The sequence below is a fragment of the Streptomyces sp. DH-12 genome, assembly GCF_002899455.1.
GTDB lineage: Bacteria > Actinomycetota > Actinomycetes > Streptomycetales > Streptomycetaceae > Streptomyces.
On the sequence record NZ_PPFB01000001.1, the window covers coordinates 6,100,664 to 6,118,571 of the forward strand.

General features: G+C 74.8%; 16 protein-coding genes. 11 read left to right on the forward strand and 5 right to left on the reverse strand.

What is annotated here, in order from left to right; genetic code table 11:
• The first annotated feature begins 34 nt into the window (after positions 1 to 34).
• The 6 genes from C1708_RS26465 (at position 35) to C1708_RS26490 (ending at position 9,257) form a co-directional block, all read left to right on the forward strand.
• Positions 35 to 1,180 (forward strand): sensor histidine kinase, encoded by a 1,146-nt coding sequence (locus C1708_RS26465; protein WP_106415035.1) that lies wholly within the window; start codon positions 35 to 37, stop codon positions 1,178 to 1,180.
• A gap of 203 nt (positions 1,181 to 1,383) precedes the next feature.
• The gene (gene pheS, locus C1708_RS26470; protein WP_106415036.1) at positions 1,384 to 2,514 is read left to right on the forward strand and encodes a phenylalanine--tRNA ligase subunit alpha; all 1,131 of its coding nucleotides are present in this window, start codon (positions 1,384 to 1,386) and stop codon (positions 2,512 to 2,514) included.
• Positions 2,514 to 5,036, forward strand: a complete 2,523-nt coding sequence (gene pheT / locus C1708_RS26475) for a phenylalanine--tRNA ligase subunit beta (protein ID WP_106415037.1) — start codon at positions 2,514 to 2,516, stop codon at positions 5,034 to 5,036. Before pheS ends, pheT begins: the two co-directional genes overlap by 1 nt.
• 854 nt (positions 5,037 to 5,890) lie before the next feature.
• Positions 5,891 to 6,955: a PP2C family protein-serine/threonine phosphatase gene (locus tag C1708_RS26480; protein ID WP_106415038.1), complete on the forward strand. Its 1,065-nt coding sequence runs from the start codon at positions 5,891 to 5,893 to the stop codon at positions 6,953 to 6,955.
• A gap of 256 nt (positions 6,956 to 7,211) precedes the next feature.
• Positions 7,212 to 8,552 carry an NsdA family TPR-like regulatory protein gene (locus C1708_RS26485; protein WP_106415039.1) on the forward strand — a complete coding sequence of 447 codons (1,341 nt, stop codon included), beginning with the start codon at positions 7,212 to 7,214 and terminating at the stop codon, positions 8,550 to 8,552.
• Between the two features lie 177 nt (positions 8,553 to 8,729).
• Positions 8,730 to 9,257, forward strand: a complete 528-nt coding sequence (locus tag C1708_RS26490; RefSeq protein ID WP_106415040.1) for an NUDIX hydrolase — start codon at positions 8,730 to 8,732, stop codon at positions 9,255 to 9,257.
• A 59-nt stretch (positions 9,258 to 9,316) separates the two neighbouring features.
• Here the strand turns inward: C1708_RS26490 and C1708_RS26495 are convergent, their stop codons facing one another.
• Positions 9,317 to 9,691 (reverse strand): YybH family protein, encoded by a 375-nt coding sequence (locus tag C1708_RS26495; RefSeq protein ID WP_106415041.1) that lies wholly within the window; start codon positions 9,689 to 9,691, stop codon positions 9,317 to 9,319.
• Positions 9,692 to 9,787: 96 nt separating this feature from the next.
• Here C1708_RS26495 and C1708_RS26500 point away from each other — a divergent pair, with 96 nt between their 5' ends.
• Positions 9,788 to 10,711, forward strand: coding sequence for a LysR family transcriptional regulator (locus C1708_RS26500; protein WP_106415042.1), 924 nt, complete (start codon positions 9,788 to 9,790; stop codon positions 10,709 to 10,711).
• 4 nt (positions 10,712 to 10,715) lie between these two features.
• Here C1708_RS26500 and C1708_RS26505 read toward each other — a convergent pair whose 3' ends face one another.
• A complete protein-coding gene (locus tag C1708_RS26505) occupies positions 10,716 to 11,576 on the reverse strand; it encodes a 3-hydroxybutyryl-CoA dehydrogenase (RefSeq protein ID WP_106415043.1) in 861 nt (286 codons plus the stop codon).
• A 188-nt stretch (positions 11,577 to 11,764) separates the two neighbouring features.
• On the opposite strand from C1708_RS26505, the gene C1708_RS26510 reads away from it, so the two are divergent.
• A complete protein-coding gene (locus C1708_RS26510) occupies positions 11,765 to 13,012 on the forward strand; it encodes a glycoside hydrolase family 10-like protein (protein WP_106415044.1) in 1,248 nt (415 codons plus the stop codon).
• Here the strand turns inward: C1708_RS26510 and C1708_RS26515 are convergent, their stop codons facing one another.
• Positions 13,013 to 13,213 (reverse strand): DUF1918 domain-containing protein, encoded by a 201-nt coding sequence (locus C1708_RS26515; protein WP_106415045.1) that lies wholly within the window; start codon positions 13,211 to 13,213, stop codon positions 13,013 to 13,015.
• A 112-nt stretch (positions 13,214 to 13,325) separates the two neighbouring features.
• On the reverse strand, positions 13,326 to 14,243 hold the full coding sequence (locus C1708_RS26520; protein ID WP_106415046.1) for a DMT family transporter: 918 nt from the start codon (positions 14,241 to 14,243) through the stop codon (positions 13,326 to 13,328).
• Between C1708_RS26520 and C1708_RS26525 the strand changes: the two genes are divergently transcribed.
• The 3 genes from C1708_RS26525 to C1708_RS26535 all read left to right on the forward strand — a co-directional run bounded on the left by C1708_RS26525 (position 14,242) and on the right by C1708_RS26535 (position 16,904).
• Positions 14,242 to 15,678: an aminotransferase-like domain-containing protein gene (locus C1708_RS26525; RefSeq protein WP_106415047.1), complete on the forward strand. Its 1,437-nt coding sequence runs from the start codon at positions 14,242 to 14,244 to the stop codon at positions 15,676 to 15,678. The genes C1708_RS26520 and C1708_RS26525 overlap by 2 nt on opposite strands.
• Before the next feature lie 40 nt (positions 15,679 to 15,718).
• Positions 15,719 to 16,156 (forward strand): GNAT family N-acetyltransferase, encoded by a 438-nt coding sequence (locus C1708_RS26530; protein WP_106415048.1) that lies wholly within the window; start codon positions 15,719 to 15,721, stop codon positions 16,154 to 16,156.
• Positions 16,157 to 16,310: 154 nt separating this feature from the next.
• Complete coding sequence (locus tag C1708_RS26535; protein WP_106415049.1) at positions 16,311 to 16,904, forward strand: histidine phosphatase family protein; 594 nt, start codon at positions 16,311 to 16,313, stop codon at positions 16,902 to 16,904.
• Positions 16,905 to 16,959: 55 nt separating this feature from the next.
• Here the strand turns inward: C1708_RS26535 and C1708_RS26540 are convergent, their stop codons facing one another.
• A complete protein-coding gene (locus C1708_RS26540) occupies positions 16,960 to 17,409 on the reverse strand; it encodes a DUF6314 family protein (RefSeq protein ID WP_106415050.1) in 450 nt (149 codons plus the stop codon).
• Positions 17,410 to 17,908: the final 499 nt, after the last annotated feature.

Below are 17,908 nucleotides of genomic sequence, written 5' to 3' on the forward strand. Positions count from 1 at the left end.
GCCCCGAGGACGTTCCGAGAGGTGGGGTACGGGGATGAGCGTCGGCACGAGCAGCGCACCGGGAGCAGAACGGACGGCGCGCCCGCCCGCCCCCCGGCCCGGTGACCTCGCCGACCTCGGCATCGACCCCGACCAGCTCCCCGACGGACTCGTCGTCGCCGACGAGCACGGACGGGTGATCTGCTTCAACGGCGCCGCCGCACGCATCACGGCCGTCCCCGCCGAGCAGGCCCTCGGCCGGTCCCTGGAGACGGCACTGCCGTTAGAGGACCTGGAGGGCCGCCGCTGGTGGCAGCTCACCGACCCCTACGGCGGCCTCGCCATCCGGGTCGGCCAGCCCGAGCGCAACCTCCTGCTGCCCGGCGGCCGGGAGGTCCTCGTCTCCGCCCGCTACGTCCGCACCCGCCCCACCGGACCCGTCCGCCGCGTCGTCGTCACCCTGCGCGACACCGAGGCGCGGCGCCGCACCGAGCGCAGCCACGCCGAGCTGATCGCGACCGTCGCGCACGAACTGCGCTCCCCGCTCACCTCGGTCAAGGGCTTCACCGCCACCCTGCTCGCCAAGTGGGAACGCTTCACCGACGACCAGAAGCGGCTGATGCTGGAGACCGTCGACGCCGACGCCGACCGCGTCACCCGGCTCATCGCCGAACTGCTCGACATATCCCGCATCGACTCCGGACGCCTGGAGGTGCGCCGCCAGCCCGTCGACATCGGAGCGGCGGTGGGCCGGCACATCCAGGCGTACGTCGCCGCGGGCCAGCCGGCCGACCGGTTCCTGCTGCGGGTGCAGCACCCGCTGCCCGCGCTGTGGGCCGACCCCGACAAGATCGACCAGGTGCTGAGCAACCTGCTGGAAAATGCCGTGCGCCACGGCGAGGGAACCGTCACCATCGACATCACACCCTCGGCGTCCCCGCGCGACCGCGAGCTCGCCGAACCCGCAGCCACGTCGGTCACCGTCAGCGACGAGGGGCCCGGCATCCCGGAGGAGTCCATGAACCGCGTCTTCACCCGCTTCTGGCGGGGCAGCAAGCGCGGCGGCACGGGCCTCGGGCTGTACATCGTCAAGGGCATCGTCGAGGCCCACGGCGGCACCATCACGGTCGGACGCGCCCCCGGCGGCGGCGCCGAGTTCCGATTTACGTTGCCCGTGGCGGCCCCCGCGTATCTCACCTGAGACGCCTGCGGCCCCCACGGGCGCCTTCGCGCACTCCCACCCCGTTAGACTCGGCCTTTGGCACCTTTGCGTCCCGAGGACGGAAAGCCGCGACGCCGAGCAGACGCGCGACGGACCATTCGTCCACGAGTCGATGACGGGGACCATCAGCCTGGGGGCACCTCCCAGCGGTAGCTGGGGGACAAACGGAAACACGGGAAGAGATGTCGGCACCCAATAAGTCGTACGACCCTGTCGAGGTCGAGGCGTTGAAACCGGAAGAGATCGAGCGCATGCGGGACGAGGCGCTCGCCGCCTTCGCCGCCGCGGACTCCCTCGACGCGCTCCAGGAGGCGAAGGTCGCCCACACCGGTGGCACCTCCCCGCTGGCCCTGGCCAACCGCGAGATCGGCGCGCTCCCCCCGCACGCCAAGGCCGAGGCCGGCAAGCGCGTCGGCCAGGCGCGCGGTGCCGTGAACAAGGCGCTCGCCGTCCGCCAGGCCGAGCTGGAGGCCGAGCGCGACGCGCGCGTCCTCGTCGAGGAGGCCGTGGACGTCACGCTGCCCCACGACCGCGTCCCGGCCGGCGCCCGCCACCCGCTCACCACGCTCTCCGAGCGCATCGAGGACGTCTTCGTGGCCATGGGCTACGAGGTCGCCGAGGGCCCCGAGGCCGAGGCGGAGTGGTTCAACTTCGACGCCCTCAACATCGGCCCGGACCACCCGGCGCGCGGCGAGGCCGACACGTTCTTCGTCCGGGCCGCGTCCGGCAGCGGCTCCGCCGCCGAGTCCGGCGTCGTGCTGCGCACCCACACCTCGCCCGTGCAGATCCGCTCCCTGCTCGACCGCGAGCTGCCGGTCTACGTGATCTGCCCCGGCCGCGTGTACCGCACCGACGAGCTGGACGCCACGCACACCCCCGTCTTCCACCAGGTCGAGCTGCTCGCCGTCGACGAGGGCCTGACCATGGCGGACCTCAAGGGCACCCTGGACCACATGGTCCAGTCGCTGTTCGGCGCGGAGATGAAGACCCGGCTGCGGCCGAACTTCTTCCCCTTCACCGAGCCCAGCGCCGAGATGGACATGCTCTGCTACGTCTGCAAGGGCGCGTCCGTCGGCGACCCCGACCGGCCCTGCCGCACCTGCTCCAGCGAGGGCTGGATCGAACTCGGCGGCTGCGGCATGGTCAACCCGCGGGTGCTCACCGCCTGCGGCGTCGACCCGGAGAAGTACAGCGGCTTCGCCTTCGGGTTCGGCATCGAGCGGATGCTGATGTTCCGCCACAACGTCGAGGACATGCGAGACATGGTCGAAGGTGACGTCCGGTTCACCCGGCCGTTCGGGATGGAGATCTGATGCGGGTCCCGCTTTCCTGGCTGCGGGAGTACGTCGACCTGCCGGCCACCGAGACCGGCCGTGACGTGCAGGCCAAGCTCATTTCGGCCGGGCTGGAGGTCGAGACCGTCGAACACCTCGGCGCCGACCTCAAGGGCCCGCTGGTCGTCGGCCAGGTGCTGACCATCGAGGAGCTGGAGGGCTTCAAGAAGCCGATCCGCTTCTGCACCGTCGACGTCGGCCGGGCCAACGGCACCGGCGAGCCCCAGGAGATCGTCTGCGGCGCCCGCAACTTTTCCGTCGGCGACAAGGTCGTCGTGGTCCTGCCCGGCGCCACCCTGCCCGGCGGCTTCTCCATCAGCGCCCGCAAGACCTACGGCAAGGTCTCGCACGGCATGATCTGCTCCAGCGACGAGCTGGGCATGGGCGACGACGGCACCGAGGGCATCATCGTGCTGCCGCCGGAGACCGAGGTCGGCAAGGACGCCATCGAGCTGCTCGAACTGGTCGACGAGGTCCTGGACATCGCCGTCACCGCCAACCGCGGCGACTGCCTGTCCATCCGCGGCGTCGCCCGCGAGACCGCCATCGCCTACGGTCTGCCGCTGCGCGACCCGGCGCTGCTCGACGTGCCCGGGCCCAACGCCTTCGGCCACCCGGTGAAGGTCTCCGACCCGGTCGGCTGCGACCGCTTCACCGCCCGCACGGTGACCGGCCTCAGCCCCGAGGCGCGCTCCCCGATCTGGCTCCAGCGCCGCCTGCAGAAGGTCGGCATGCGCCCGATCTCGCTCGCCGTCGACGTCACCAACTACGTGATGATGGAGCTCGGCCAGCCGCTGCACGCCTACGACCGCAGCCAGGTCCAGGGCGCCATCGGCGTCCGCCGCGCGCAGGAGGGCGAGAAGATCGTCACCCTCGACGGCGTCGAGCGGAAGCTGCACGCCGAGGACCTCGTCATCACCGACGACCGCGGCCCGATCGGCCTGGCCGGCGTCATGGGCGGCGCCGACACCGAGATCGCCGACCACGACCCCGCCGCGGAGGGCGGCGCCGCGACCACCGACGTGATCATCGAGGCCGCCCACTTCGACCAGGTGTCCGTGGCCCGCACGGCCCGCCGCCACAAGCTGTCCTCCGAGGCCTCCCGCCGCTTCGAGCGCGGTGTGGACCCGCAGGCCGCGTCGGCCGCCGCGCAGCGCACCGTCGACCTGCTGGTGCTGCTCGCCGGCGGCACCGCCGAGGCCGGCGTCACCGAGGTCGTCGCCCCGAGCGCGCCGCACACCATCACCGTCGCCGCCGACCACCCGGACAAGGTCGCCGGTGTGACCTACGGCCGGGAGACCGTCGTACGCCGCCTCCAGGAGGTGGGCTGCGACGTCTACGGAGCGGACGAGCTGATCGTCACGGTCCCGTCCTGGCGGCCCGACCTCACCGATCCGAACGACCTCGCCGAGGAGGTCATCCGGCTGGAGGGCTACGAGAACCTGCCCTCCACCCTGCCCAGGCCGTCCGCCGGCCGGGGCCTGACCGCCCGCCAGCGGCTGCACCGCCGCATCGGCCGGGCGCTCGCCGGCGCCGGGTACGTGGAGGCGCTGAACTACCCGTTCGTCAGCGAGCAGGTCTTCGACCAGCTCGGCCTGGAGGCCGACGACCCGGCCCGCCGCGTCGTCAAGCTGGTCAACCCGCTCAGCGACGAGGAGCCCGCGCTGCGGACCTCGCTGCTGCCGGGCCTGCTCGCCGCGCTGCGCCGCAACGACGGCAGGGGCTCGCACGACCTCGCGCTGTTCGAGACCGGTCTGGTCTTCCAGCCGCGGGACGCGGCCGAGGCAGCCGCGAACCTCCCCGTCGACCGCCGTCCCGGCCCCGACGACATCGCCGCGCTGAACGCCGCGCTGCCCGACCAGCCCCGGCACGTCGCCGTGGTCCTGGCCGGGGCCCGCGAGCAGGCCGGCTGGTGGGGCAAGGGCCGCCCGGCCGACTGGGCCGACGCGATCGAGGCCGCCCGGACCGTCGCCCGCGAGGCCGGCGCCGAACTGGGCATCCGCAAGGGGCAGTACGGTCCATGGCACCCGGGCCGCTGCGCCGAGCTGACCGTCACCGTCGACGGCGCCGAGCGCGTCGTCGGCCACGCCGGTGAGCTGCACCCGCGCGTCCTGAAGACGCTGGGCCTGCCCGCGCGCGCCTGCGCGATGGAGCTGGACCTGGACGTCCTGGAGCGGGTCGGCGACACCCTCCCGCAGGCGCCGTCCATCTCCACCTTCCCGGTCGCCACGCAGGACGTCGCCCTGGTCGTCGACGCCTACGTGCCCGCCGCGGACGTGGAGGCGGCACTGCGCGAGGGCGCCGGTGAACTGCTGGAGTCCATCCGCCTGTTCGACGTGTACGAGAACGCCGAGCAGCTCGGCGACGGCCGCAAGTCCCTGGCGTACGCGCTGCGGTTCCGGGCGGACGACCGCACGCTGACCGTCGACGAGGCGTCGGCGGCCCGTGAGGCGGCCGTCGCCCTGGCGGCGGACCGCACCGGCGCGGTACTCCGCGGCTGACGCCGCACGCTCCCCCCGTCCGGGCCGGTCACCAGGCGACACGCCTGGTGACCGGCCCGGCCCGCGTTCGCGCGGCGGGGAGCGCCGTGGGCCCGTCTTCGGCGGGTGACGAGGACGCGGGCGCACGGGCACGTGGCGCGGGGCCCGCGCGGTGGAGTGTGGTGGCGTTGCCGCGGGCGGGTGTGGTGGATCAGGGTCTGGCGCAAGGCCCCGCCCCGCCGGTCCGGCCCCCTGCGTCCGTGCCGGTCGCCTCAGGCCGCTCCACGGCTGCTCCACGGCCGCTCTGCCCCAGCCCTCGGATGAGACGGGAGCCCGTGCTCCCGCCCCCGCCCTCCCGCAGCCACCGCTCCGCACCGCGTGTGCGCAGCCTCGCGGAGCCGAAGCGGATCGGAGCCGACCGGCGACACCGCCCCGGGCCGAGGGTCCGGGCCCTCGGCGCGCACCGCCGGTCGTCGAGGTGCCCGGACGGCACGGCCGGGAGGGCGGCGGCGCACCGCGTGACGGGCGCAGCGCAGCACGGGTGGGGAGCGCGGCCCCGGGGTGTCGGCACGTCCTTGCGGTGGTCGGCGCCGAGCGGCCGTACATGGTGCCGGCGACTGTCCGGGGAGGGTTCGCCGGGGCGCCGGAGCCCCCAAGGGAGCCGGAGGGATGCTTCCGCTTCGGGCATATGCGAGGGTCGGCGCGGGCATGTCAGGGCTGGTCAGCAGGCGGAACCCCGGCGTCCCGCCGGTTACTCACTCGTTCGGGTGACTGAGCCGGGTGATGCGGCCGGAACGGGGGCCGCACTCGACAGAATCGGACCGGCCTCTCGAGGCCGGTCTGCGCTGTCCGGGCCTATTTGGGGGGCCATCGGCATGATCCGCTTCAAGCCCGGGGCTCCCCGCGGGGTGCCACCCCGGTTCCTGTCACGGCTGCGCTCCCTCGCGGTTCCCACGGCGTGGAGCGCCGTCGCGGTGGCCCACCGCCTGACCTGCCCGCTCGCCCGGGACGACGCCCTCGGCGCCCGCCTGGTCAGCAGCGCCGTCCTCTGCGCGGTCGGCACCGGCATCGTCCTGCACATCCGGCGCCGCATGCTGCGCGAGGTCCGGCACGCCCGCCGGATCGCCGAGACCGCCCAGAGCGTCCTGCTGCGGCCCCCGCCCCCACGCGTCGACGGGCTGGCCGTCGCCGCCGTCCACCTCTCCGCGGACCCCGGCGCCCGCATCGGCGGGGACCTGTACGAGGTGACGGCCACCGAGCACGGCGTACGGGCCGTCATCGGCGACGTCCGCGGCCACGGGATCGGCGCCGTGGGCACCGGCGCCGCCGTCCTCGGCAGTTTCCGCGAGGCCGCCCACGACGAGGAGGACCTCGCCGGGGTGCTGCGCCGGCTGGAGCGCGCCATGGACCGGCACCTGCGCGAACGGGTGCACAGTGAGCGCGGCATGGGGGACGGCGCCCCCGCCGCCGAGGAGTTCGTCACCGTCCTGCTGCTGGAGATCCTTCCGGACGGCGAGGTGCACGCCCTCAACTGCGGCCACCCATGGCCCCACCGCCTGACCGGCGCGGGCGCCGAACCGCTGGCCCGTGCCGACCCCCTCCCGCCGCTCGGCCCGTTCCCGCTCCCCGGCGAGCTGCCCACCGCCGCCTGCGGCCGTCTGCTCCCCGGCGACATCCTCGTCCTGCACACCGACGGGGCGGAGGAGGCCCGCGACGCCGACGGCCGCTTCTTCCCGCTCCGGGACGTCCTCGCCGAGGCGGCCCGCGAGCGGCCGCGGACGCCCCAGGCCGTCCTGCGGACGGTGCTCACGGCACTGCTGGACCACAGCGTCGGCCCGCCGAAGGACGACGTGGCCCTGCTGATCCTCAGGAACGAACGCTGCCCCCCGCCCACGCGGCAGCCCCGCGGCGTGACCCGCTCGGCCACGGCCGACCGGTAGCGCCGCGCGGGGCCGGCGGGCCGTCCGCCCCGCCACGGAGTGTCGGGCAGGCGGCCGGGCGGACGGCGAGCGAACGGGCCGCCGCTGTACGAGGGGGAGCCGGCGGCCCGGCCGGCCTCTTTCGAGGCAATTCAGTCAACCGGCCGGGCACGTTCCGCGACAGCGCGCGCACACTGCGGATGCGGGCACTCCGTTCACACCCCGTGTGAACGCGCAGCCACTACCCTGTCCGCACCGAGCCACCCGGGGGCCCGACATGCAGCCCAACACTCTGCTCGACGCGATCCTCGACGAGGCCGGCATCTCCCACGCGGGGCTGGCCGCGCACGTCAACCAGGCCGGGCGGGCACGCGGCCTGACGCTGCGCTACGAACACACCGCCGTGGCCCGGTGGCTGAAAGGGCAGCGCCCCCGGGGTCAGGTGCCCGACCTGATCTGCGAGGTGCTCGCCGCCCGGCTGCGCCGCCCCGTCACCCTCGACGACATCGGCCTCGGCGTCCCCGGCGGGCCGGCCGTCCCGCACACCGGTTCGCTCTCCGGCTTCGTCGAGCGGGCCACCGCCCTGTGGCGCTCCGACCAGCAGGGCCGCCCGCACCTCCTCGGCGCTCCCGCCGTCACCGGCACCCCGGCCGTGATGCCCGTATGGGAGTGGGAGAACCCGCCCGAGGACGCCGACGTCTCCCGCGGTGGCCCGCACCGGGTCACCCCCGGCGACCTGGAGATGCTGCGCGCCGCCCGCGCCCACTACGAGCAGATGTACCGCAAGGCGGGCGGCATGGCGACCCGCGCCCGGATCGTCGGCTTCCTCAACGCCGAGGCCGCCCCGCTGCTGCGCGGCAGCTACACCGACGCCACGGGCCGTCACCTGCACCGCGCCACCGGCGGGCTGGTCGCCGTCGCGGGCATCTGCGCCTATGACTCCGACGCGCACGGCCTCGCCCAGCGCTACTTCCACCAGGCGCTGCGGCTCGCCAAGGCCAGCGGCGACCGGGGCCTCGGCGCCTATGTGATCGCCCTGCTCGTCAACCAGTCGCTGTTCATGCGGGAGTTCCGGCAGGCCGTCGCCTTCGCCGAGGCCGCGCTGCGCGCCGCCGGCCACCGCATCACCCCGGCGCTCGCCTCCGACCTGTACGCGATGCAGGCCAAGGCCTACGCCCATCTCGGCGACGGGACGAGCGCGCTGTCCTGCATCCGGCGGGCCGAGCGGTCCGCCGAGCGCATCCGGCGCGGCCACGAGCCCGACGAGACCGGCTATGTCCAGCCCGGCCTGGTCAACGTACAAGTGGCGGAGGCGCTGTTGAGCCTCGGTGAGCTGGCGGCGGCGAGGGAGCACGCGGCGGCGGCCGTGGACAACCCGGCGCACGACCGGGGCCGGGTGCACCGGCTGGCCATGCTCTGCACCGCCGAACTGCGCCAGGGCAACGCCGACCGGGCGGTGGCCGTGGCCGTGCAGATGGCCGAACAGGCCCGCGGGATGGAGTCGCAGCGGCTGCGCGACCGGCTGCGCGAGGTCCGCGAGCACCTGACGCGCAGCGGGTGCGCGGGCACCGTCGAGGCGGCCGAAGTCATCGACGGGGCGCTGAGGGTCCCGCTGTAGACGGCCGGGCGCCGCCTCCGGCGCACGACGGGCGGCTGCGACCCGTCCCGGACCGTCCCGCGCCCGGCGCGTGCCTCCGCCGCGCCGTCCCATGCGTCACGGGCGGCCCTCGTGCGCCTGCCGCACGGCCGCCGCTGCTGCGATTCTGCCCCTTACTCACCGGAAGGCGGCGGAACCATGCAGTGGACGAAACGGAACGAACAGCCCGTGTATGCGAACCGCTGGTTCAGCGTCAATCTCGCGGATGTGGAACTGCCGGACGGCCGTCACCTGGACCACTTCCTCATACGGCTGAGGCCCGTCGCCGCGGCCACGGTCGTCAACGACGCCGACGAGGTCCTGCTGCTGTGGCGGCACCGCTTCATCACCGACAGCTGGGGCTGGGAACTCGCGGCGGGCGTCGTGGAGGACGGCGAGGACGTCGCCGGCGCGGCGGCCCGGGAACTGGAGGAGGAGACCGGCTGGCGCCCGGGCCCCCTGCACCACCTGATGAGCGTGGAGCCGTCCAACGGCCTCACCGACGCCCGCCACCACATCTACTGGTCCGACGAGGGCGAGTGCGTCGGGGACCCCGTGGATGCCTTCGAGTCGGACCGCCGCGCATGGGTGCCCCTGAAAGCGGTCCCGGACCTGATCACCCGTGGCGAGGTGCCCGCGGCCAACATGGCCGCGGCGTTACTCCTCCTGCGCCACCTGCGCCTGTAGACGGCCCGCGCCACCCCGCACGGCGGACGCACGCGGCCAGCGGGGCGTCCGCCGCCGCCTCAGGCCCCGGAGGAAGCGGGCCGCACGAACTCCGGCTGGTCCAGCACCCGCAGCCAGCTCCCGTCGGGCTGCCGCCGCACGACCTGGGCGCGGGCGCCGGCCCCGTCCCGCGGCGGGGTCGAGGTCAGCGCGATGTCCCCGCTGACCAGGGTCGGCAGGGGCGGCTCCGGCTCGAACCGAGGCGCGTTCGCCAGCACCTTCTCCCACAGCGCGCGGATCGCCTCCCGCCCCACCGTCAGCTCGCCGGGCGGATACGCCATCACCGCGTCCTCCTCGTACAGCGCGGCGACCCCGGCGGCGTCACCGGCGTCGGACCGCTCGACGAACAGCCGGGTGAGGTCCTCCGGACGCATGGCCTTCTCGTACTCCGACACGGTTCCTCCTGGTGTCACGCTCGGACACCCCCAGCGTCACCGTCGGCGCATCAGAAGTCCAACAGATGCCTCTTCCGCCACCTAGAATTTTCAGTCATGGAACTGAGGCAGCTGGAGTACTTCGTCGCCGTCGCCGAGGAGCGGAACTTCACGCGGGCCGCCGAACGGGTGCACATCAGCCAGTCCGGGGTCAGCGCCCAGATCCGCCAGCTCGAACGGGAGTTGGGCGCCGAGCTGTTCGACCGTTCCGCCCGCGCCGTCACCCTCACCCCGGCGGGAAAGGCAGCGCTGGAACACGCCCGCGACGCGCTCGCGGCGGCGGGCGCGGTCGGCCGGGCCGTGGACGAGGTGAGCGGCCTGATCCGCGGCCGGATCACCGCCGGCATGGTGATCGGCTGCACCGTCACGCCGCTGTTCGAGGCACTGGCCGCCTTCCACGCCGCCCACCCGGGCGTGGAGATCTCGCTGCTGGAGGACGCCTCCGACCGGCTCGCCGAGGGGGTGCGCACCGGCGCCGTGGACCTGGCGCTGATCGGGGCGGCGGCCCGGACACCGGACGGGCTGGACGCGCTGACGGTCGTCAGCGAACGCCTGGTCGCGGCGGTTCCTCCTGGCCATGCCCTGGAGAAGCGGCGCCGGGTCACCCTGCGCGACCTGGCCGCGTACCCGGTCGTGTGCATGCCGCCGGGCTCCGGCCTGCGCGCGGTGTTCGACCAGGCCTGCGCCGCGCAGGGCGTCGCACCGTCCATCGCGCTCCAGGCGAGCGCCGCCGACGCCGTCGCCGGCCTCGCCGCCCGCGGCCTGGGCGTCGCCGTCCTCAGCGAGTCGATGGCGGAGAGCCACCGCGACCGCCTCACCGCCCACGTCATCGCCGACGTGCGCACACCGGCCCTGCTCGCCCTGGTCTGGCGACCCGCCCGCAACCCCGCGCTGAGCGCCCTGCTCACCCACTGCCGCCGGGCGTTCGGCAAGAACGCCGCGGGTCCCGCGCCGGAGAACCGGCCCGGGACCCGCGGATGAGACATCACTCGTACGTGTAGAACCCCGACCCGGTCTTCCGCCCGAGCCGCCCCGCGTCCACCATCCGCTGGAGCAGCGGCGGAGCGGCGTACAGCGGCTCCTTGTACTCCTCGTACATCGAGTACGCGACCGAGGCGACCGTGTCCAGGCCGATCAGGTCGGAGAGCTTGAGCGGGCCCATCGGGTGGGCGCAGCCCATCTCCATGCCGTTGTCGATGTCCTCGCGGCTGGCGATGCCCGACTCGAACATCCGGATCGCGGAGAGCAGGTACGGGATCAGCAGCGCGTTGACCACGAAGCCGGAGCGGTCCTGGGCGCGGATCGCGTGCTTGCCCAGCACCTTCTCGGTGAAGACCTGCGCGCGGCTCAGCGTGCCCTCGGAGGTGGTGAGCGCCGGGATCAGCTCGACCAGCTTCTGCACCGGGGCCGGGTTGAAGAAGTGGATGCCGATGACGTGGTCCGGCCGGGACGTGGCGACCGCCAGCTTCACCAGCGGGATGGAGGAGGTGTTCGACGCCAGGATCGCGTCGGGGCGGGTCACCACCTGGTCGAGCACCTGGAAGATCTCCGTCTTCACCTGCTCGTTCTCGACCACGGCCTCGATCACCAGGTCACGGTCGGCGAACTCGCCGAGGTCCGTGGTGAAGGTCAGCCGGGCCTGGGTGGCCGCCAGTTCCTCCTCGCTGATCTTGCCGCGCTCCGCCGCCTTCGACAGGGAGTTGAACAGCCGGGTACGGCCGATCTCCAGGGCTTCGCCGGTGGTCTCGGCGACCTTGACGTCCAGCCCGGCCCGGGCGCACACCTCGGCGATACCCGCGCCCATCTGACCGCAGCCCACCACTCCGACGCGTTCGATGTCGGTCACATCGTCCCTTTCGCTCCTGCTTACGGCTGTGGCAAGGTGCCGGGTCCCGGCGCCTGCTCCGTTCGAGCACGTTACTCCGAAGTATCGATGATCGATCGCGGGGGTGGGGCATCCTGGCCGGGGGACCGCCCCGACCAGGCGGTTCCGGGACGATCGTGACAGAGGTCCGGGGGAGGACGAGGGTGCGGATGTCACGCAGGGGCTTCGCGGCGGCGGCGACGGCCGCCCTGGCCACCATGACGCACGGGTCCGCCGCCCCACGGCCGGCGCCGAACACAGCGGGCGCCCCCGCCCGGGGAGGCGCGGCGGCCGACGAGATGCGCGGCATGTGGGTGGCCACCGTCACCAACCGGGACTGGCCGTCCCGCCCCGGCCTGAGCGCCGAGCGGCAGCGCGCCGAGCTCGTCGCCCACCTGGACGCCGCCGTCCGCGCCCGCCTCGACACCGTGATGCTCCAGGTGCGGCCCACCGCCGACGCGCTGTGGCCGTCCCCGCACGAACCCTGGTCGCAGTACCTCACCGGCACCCAGGGCGCGGACCCCGGCTGGGACCCGCTCGGCACGGCCGTCACGGAGGCGCACGCGCGGGGGCTGCACCTGCACGCCTGGTTCAATCCGTACCGCGTCGCCCTGCACGCCGACCCGGGCCGGCTCGCCGCCTCCCACCCGGCGCGCCGCCACCCCGGCTGGGTGGTCCCGTACGGCGGGAAGCTGTACTACGACCCGGGGCTGCCCGAGGTCCGGGCGTTCGTGCGGGAGGCGATGCTGGACGCGGTGCGCCGCTACCCGGTGGACGGGGTCCACTTCGACGACTACTTCTACCCGTACCCGGTGGCCGGGCAGACCTTCGACGACGACGCCGCCCACGACCGGTACGGCGCCGCTTTCCCGGACCGGGCGGCCTGGCGGCGGGACAACGTCGACCGGCTGGTCCGTGAGACGGCCGAGGGCATCCGGGCGATCCGCCCCGGAACCCGCTTCGGGATCAGTCCCTTCGGGGTGTGGCGCAACGCCGACCTCGACGCGCGGGGCTCCGACACCCGGGCGGGCGTGCAGTCGTACGACGATCTGCACGCGGACACCCGGAAGTGGGCCGGGGAGAACTGGATCGACTACATCTGTCCGCAGCTGTACTGGAACATCGGCTTCGCCGCCGCCGACTACGCGAAGCTGCTGCCCTGGTGGGCCGAGGCGGTCCGCGGCTCGGGCACGCGGTTGTACGCGGGGGAGGCGCTGTACAAGGCGGGGGACCCGGCGCAGCCCGCGGCCTGGCAGGACCCGGCCGAGCTGTCCCGTCACCTCACGCTGGCGAAGCGGTACCCCGAGGTGCGGGGGCACGTGTTCTTCGCGGCGCGCGAGGTGACGGCCGATCCGGCGGGGGCGATGGCACGGGTGGTCGCCGACCACTACGGGCGGAGCGCCGGCCCCCCGTCCTGATCAGTGCCGGGTCACGCTCTCCCGGTGCCGGATCTCGGTGTCGGGACCGGGCGAGCAGATGCCCTCGTGCCCGTCCTCGAACCGGACCCGGTACGGCGGGCCGCCGTCCCGGCCGAGCACTTCGACGATCTCGCCGGCCTTGTCGTGCTGGCCGACCACCCTGCCGTGCTGGACAAGCCGGTCGCCCTCGGTTGCGCGCATCGTCGCCTCCTCACCTGTACGGGAGCAGCGGTCCATGCTCCTTCGAGTCTACGGCGGGGGCTGGGACACGCCAGCGGTCCGCCAGCGTTGCCGTCGGTCGGCGGACCGTGTGTCAGCCCCGCGCCCGCTGCGTCACCGCGATGCACACCAGGACGGCGATCGCCGTGACCGGGGCCGCCACCGGCAGGTGCTCGCCCAGGAGGAGCACCGACCAGACCAGCGTCAGCAGCGGCTGGGCGAGTTGCAGTTGGCTGGCCTTCGGGATGCCGATGGACGCCATGCCGCGGTACCAGACGATCAGGCCGAGGAACTGCGAGCCCGCCGCCACCCACAGCAGGCCGGTCACGCTGTGCGCGGTCAGCCGGACCGGCTCCGCGGTCAGGGCGACCGCGGCGACCGGCAGGGTGAGCGGCAGGCACAGCACCAGTGCCCAGCCGATGACCTGCCAGCCCGGCATCGCCCCGGCCAGCCGGCCCCCCTCGGTGTAGCCGGCCGCGCAGACCAGCAGCGCCCCGAACAGGTACAGGTCCGCCGTGGTCAGCGCGCCGCCGCTCTGCCGCACGGTGAACGCCACCACCGCCGCCGCGCCGGCGAGGGCCGCCGCCCAGAAGGTGCGCGAGGGGCGCGAGCCCGTCCGCAGGGACGAGAACAGCGCCGTGGTGAGCGGGAGCAGGCCCACCACCACGGCGGCGTGCGCGGTGGTGGACGTCCGCAGCGCCAGTGTGGTCAGCATCGGGAAGCCGAGCACCACGCCCGCGGCCACCACCGCGAGTCCCGGCCAGTGGCGACGGGCGGGCAGCGGGACCCGCAGGGCCAGCAGACAGCCCCCGGCGATCACCGCCGCGAGCACGCTGCGCACCGCCACCAGCGACCAGGGGCCGAAGCCCTCCAGGCCCCAGGCGGTGGCGGGGAACGTCAGGGAGAAGGCGACCACCCCGAGGGCGGCCTGGAGGGTGCCGAAGCCACGGCCGCGCGGGGGAGCGGGAACCGCTATCGGAACCGTGGCAGTAGCGCTACTCTGTGCTCTCATGCAAGAGAGTAGCAGCGTCGGTGAACTGGCGGAACAGCTCCGACAGGAGCTGGACCGCTACTCTCCCGGTGAGAAGCTCCCGTCCAGCCGCGCCCTCGTCGAGCGGTTCCGGGTCAGCCCCGTGACCGTCTCCCGGGCCCTGGCGCGGCTCGCCGCCGAGGGGCTGGTCGTCACCCGGCCCGGCGCCGGCGCCTTCCGCGCCGCGCCCCGCACCCCGGCCGCCCCCACCGGGGACACCTCGTGGCAGGAGGTCGCCCTCAGCGCCGACGGCGCCGCCGACCTCGTCCCCCGCTCGGTCGACGCGTCCGGCGTCCTCGTCTCGCTCGCCGCCCCCGCCCCCGGGGTGATCGAGTTCAACGGCGGCTATCTGCACCCCTCGCTCCAGCCGGAGCGCGCCATGGCGGCCGCGCTGGCCCGCGCCGGACGCCGGCCCGGAGCGTGGGGCCGGCCGCCCATGGAGGGACTGCCGGAGCTGCGCGAATGGTTCGCGCGCGCCATCGGCGGACCCGTGACGGCGGCCGGCGTGCTGGTCACCGCGGGCGGACAGTCCGCCCTCACCACCGCCCTGCGCGCCCTCGCCCCGCCCGGCGCGCCCGTCCTCGTCGAGTCGCCCACCTACCCCGGCATGCTGGCCATCGCCCGCGCAGCGGGACTCCGCCCGGTGCCCGTCCCGGTCGACGCCGACGGCGTACGGCCGTCCCTGCTCGCCGACGCCTTCCGCGCGACCGGCGCCCGCGTCCTCGTCTGCCAGCCCCTCTTCCAGAACCCCACCGGCGCCGTCCTCGCCCCCGAGCGGCGCGCCGAGGTGCTGCGCATCGCCCGGCAGGCCGGCGCGTTCGTCGTCGAGGACGACTTCGTACGGCGGCTCGTGCACGAGGACGCGGGCCCGCTGCCGCGCCCGCTCGCCGCCGACGACCCCGACGGCGTGGTGGTGCACGTCAGCTCGCTGACCAAGGCCACCTCGCCCAGCTTCCGGGTGAGCGCCCTCGCCGCGCACGGCCCGGTGCTGGAGCGGCTGCGGGCCATCCAGATCGTCGACACCTTCTTCGTGCCGCGCCCGCTCCAGGAGGCCACCCTGGAACTCGTCGGCTCGGCCGCCTGGCCCCGCCACCTGCGCGCCGTCGCCACCGCCCTGCGCACCCGCCGCGACGCCATGACCGCGGCCCTCCGCCTCCAGCTGCCCGGCCTGGCCCTCCCGCACATCCCCTCCGGCGGCTACCACCTGTGGCTGCGCCTGCCCGACGGTGCGTCCGAGTCCGCCCTGACCGCCGCCGCCCTGCGCGCGGGCGTCGCCGTCACCCCCGGACGCCCCTACTTCAGCGCCGAACCGCCCGCCGGACACCTCCGCCTGAGCTTCGCCGCCGTGGCCGGCGCCGGCGAGATCACGGAGGGCGTGCACCGGCTGCGCACGGCCTGGTCCCAAGTGGTGGGATGACGGCTCGACGCCCGCCGCCGCCGGCTGCGAGCATCGGCGCATGACTGTCGACCCCCGCCTGCCCGAGGGCTACGAGCTCTCCACCGACCCCGCCCGGATCGACGCCGACACGGTGCACCGGTGGCTGTCCACCGACGCCTACTGGGCCCTCGGCCGCCCCCGCGAGACGCAGGACCGGGCGATCGGCGGCTCGCTCAACTTCGGCGTGTACGACACGGTCACGGGCGCGCAGGTCGCCTACGCCCGGGTCATCACCGACCGGGCCACCTTCGCCTGGCTGTGCGACGTGTACGTGGACCCCGCCGTCCGCGGCAAGGGCCTCGGCACCGCGCTCGTCACCGCCGTACGGGAGGAGGTGCGGGACTACGGCGTGCGGCGCGTGCTGCTGGCCACGCACGACGCGCACGAGGTGTACGCCCCGCTCGGGTTCCGGCCACTGGAGCGGCCCGACCAGTGGATGGCGCTCCTCTTCGAGTAGTCGCGCATACGGTCCACCGGCGGCGTCGCACGGCGTCCGGCGGGCGTTCCGCGGAGTCGTCCCGTACGTCCCCGCCGGAGGGTGAGGGCCGTGTGACCGTGCGTCACGGCCGGCGCCTCTTGACCAGCCGACCCCGGCGGCTGACCATCCCCGCATGGCACTTCGGGTCACGTTCGTCGCCGCAGCGGGGAACTCCACGGTGCTGTCCGAGCGGTTCGAGGACCCCCGGCCGCTGGACCGGGCCGGACGGGGCGAGGTGCAACGCGTCGCGCACGAACTGCTGCCCCTGGCCGCGGCCGACCTGCGCCACTGCTCCCCGGCGCCGCGCAGCCGTACCACCGGGGAAGGGCCCGGCTACGCACCGCTCGTCCGACTCGCGCTGCGCGGCTGCGACATGGGGCGCCGGCGCGGACTGACCCCGGGGGAGGCGATGGCCCGCGAGCCGGAGGCGGCGGACGCCTGGCTCGCCGATCCGCGGTCCACACCGCACGGCGGGGAGTCCTCGCAGGACTTCATCGGACGCGTCGGCGGCCGGCTGGACACCCGGCCCGCCGAGGACGGCTGCCGGGTGGTCGCGGTGGCCGAACCGTCGGTGATCCGCGCGGCGCTCGTCCACGCGCTCAAGGCGCCGCCCGCCACCTGCTGGAACTTCGACGTCCGCTCGCTGTCGACGATCAGCGTCGCCGGGCGGCCGGGCCGGTGGAGCCTGCGCCTGGAGAACGTCTCGGCCCAGCCTCTGCACGCATAGCCCGTCCCTGTACGTAGCCCGCTCCTGCGCCAGGCCCGGCCCGCGCCCGCGGTGCTCAGGCCTCGCGCACGTGGTCCGTGACGAGCTCCAGGTCCTTCGCCGGACCGCGCACCCGCCAGACCGCGCGCCAGCGGCCGGCGTCCCGGACGGTGAACTCACCCCGGTAGAGGTCCGCCGAACAGGGGTGGTGGGCGACGTGCCGGCCGGACCGCAGGTCCAGGTCGTGGAACGGCTGGCCGTCCGCGAACCGCACGTCCGCGGTGCCGTCGGGTCCGGGCAGGAAGCGGAGCGTGCGCTCGGCGGGCCGGGTGACACCCCGCCAGGTGAAGTCACCGGACTCCCGCTGCAGCAGGCCACCACCGTCCCCGTCCTCCGGCGGGGCGAACACCACCGTCCCCAGGAACCGCCCCTCGTCCCCGCTCGCGAGATCCCGCACGACGCGCTCGGCCCGCCACCTGCCGCTCAGGTACGCCAGTACGTCGGGTACCGGCCAGAACTCGCCCATGGCGCCCCGTTCTCCCCTGCTCCTCGGTGCACGACCCGCCGGCGTGCTCCTGCCTCCGCCCCATTCTGCCGTTCGACGTGCGACCGGTGCCCCGACAGGACCCCGACCCCTCCCAGGGCGGCGCGAGGAGGGGGGCCGGGCCGCGGACGCGCGCAGGACCGGCGTCGAGCGTGACCGCCGGATCGCGGAACCCGTCTCGCCCCCGTCCGTGCGCGTCAGCGCGGACCGCGTCCCGCGGCGGCCGGCCACGGCCCGGTCCCGCGCCCCCTTCCCCGCGTCCGCGCGGGTCCGGCCGGTCATCCCGCGCGGACGCCGCTCCCGGATGACGCCCGCGACGGGGTCTGCCGTCCGGGGCGGGCGCCCCCGGGGCCGTCCGCCCCGGACCCAGGCCCCCGGCCGGTCCCCGCGGACGACGAGCGCGGCGCACCGCGACGTCCGGGCAGCCGCGGCGTCCGGGCGTCCGCGGCGCACGTGCGACGCCGCGGCCACGGCCCTGCCC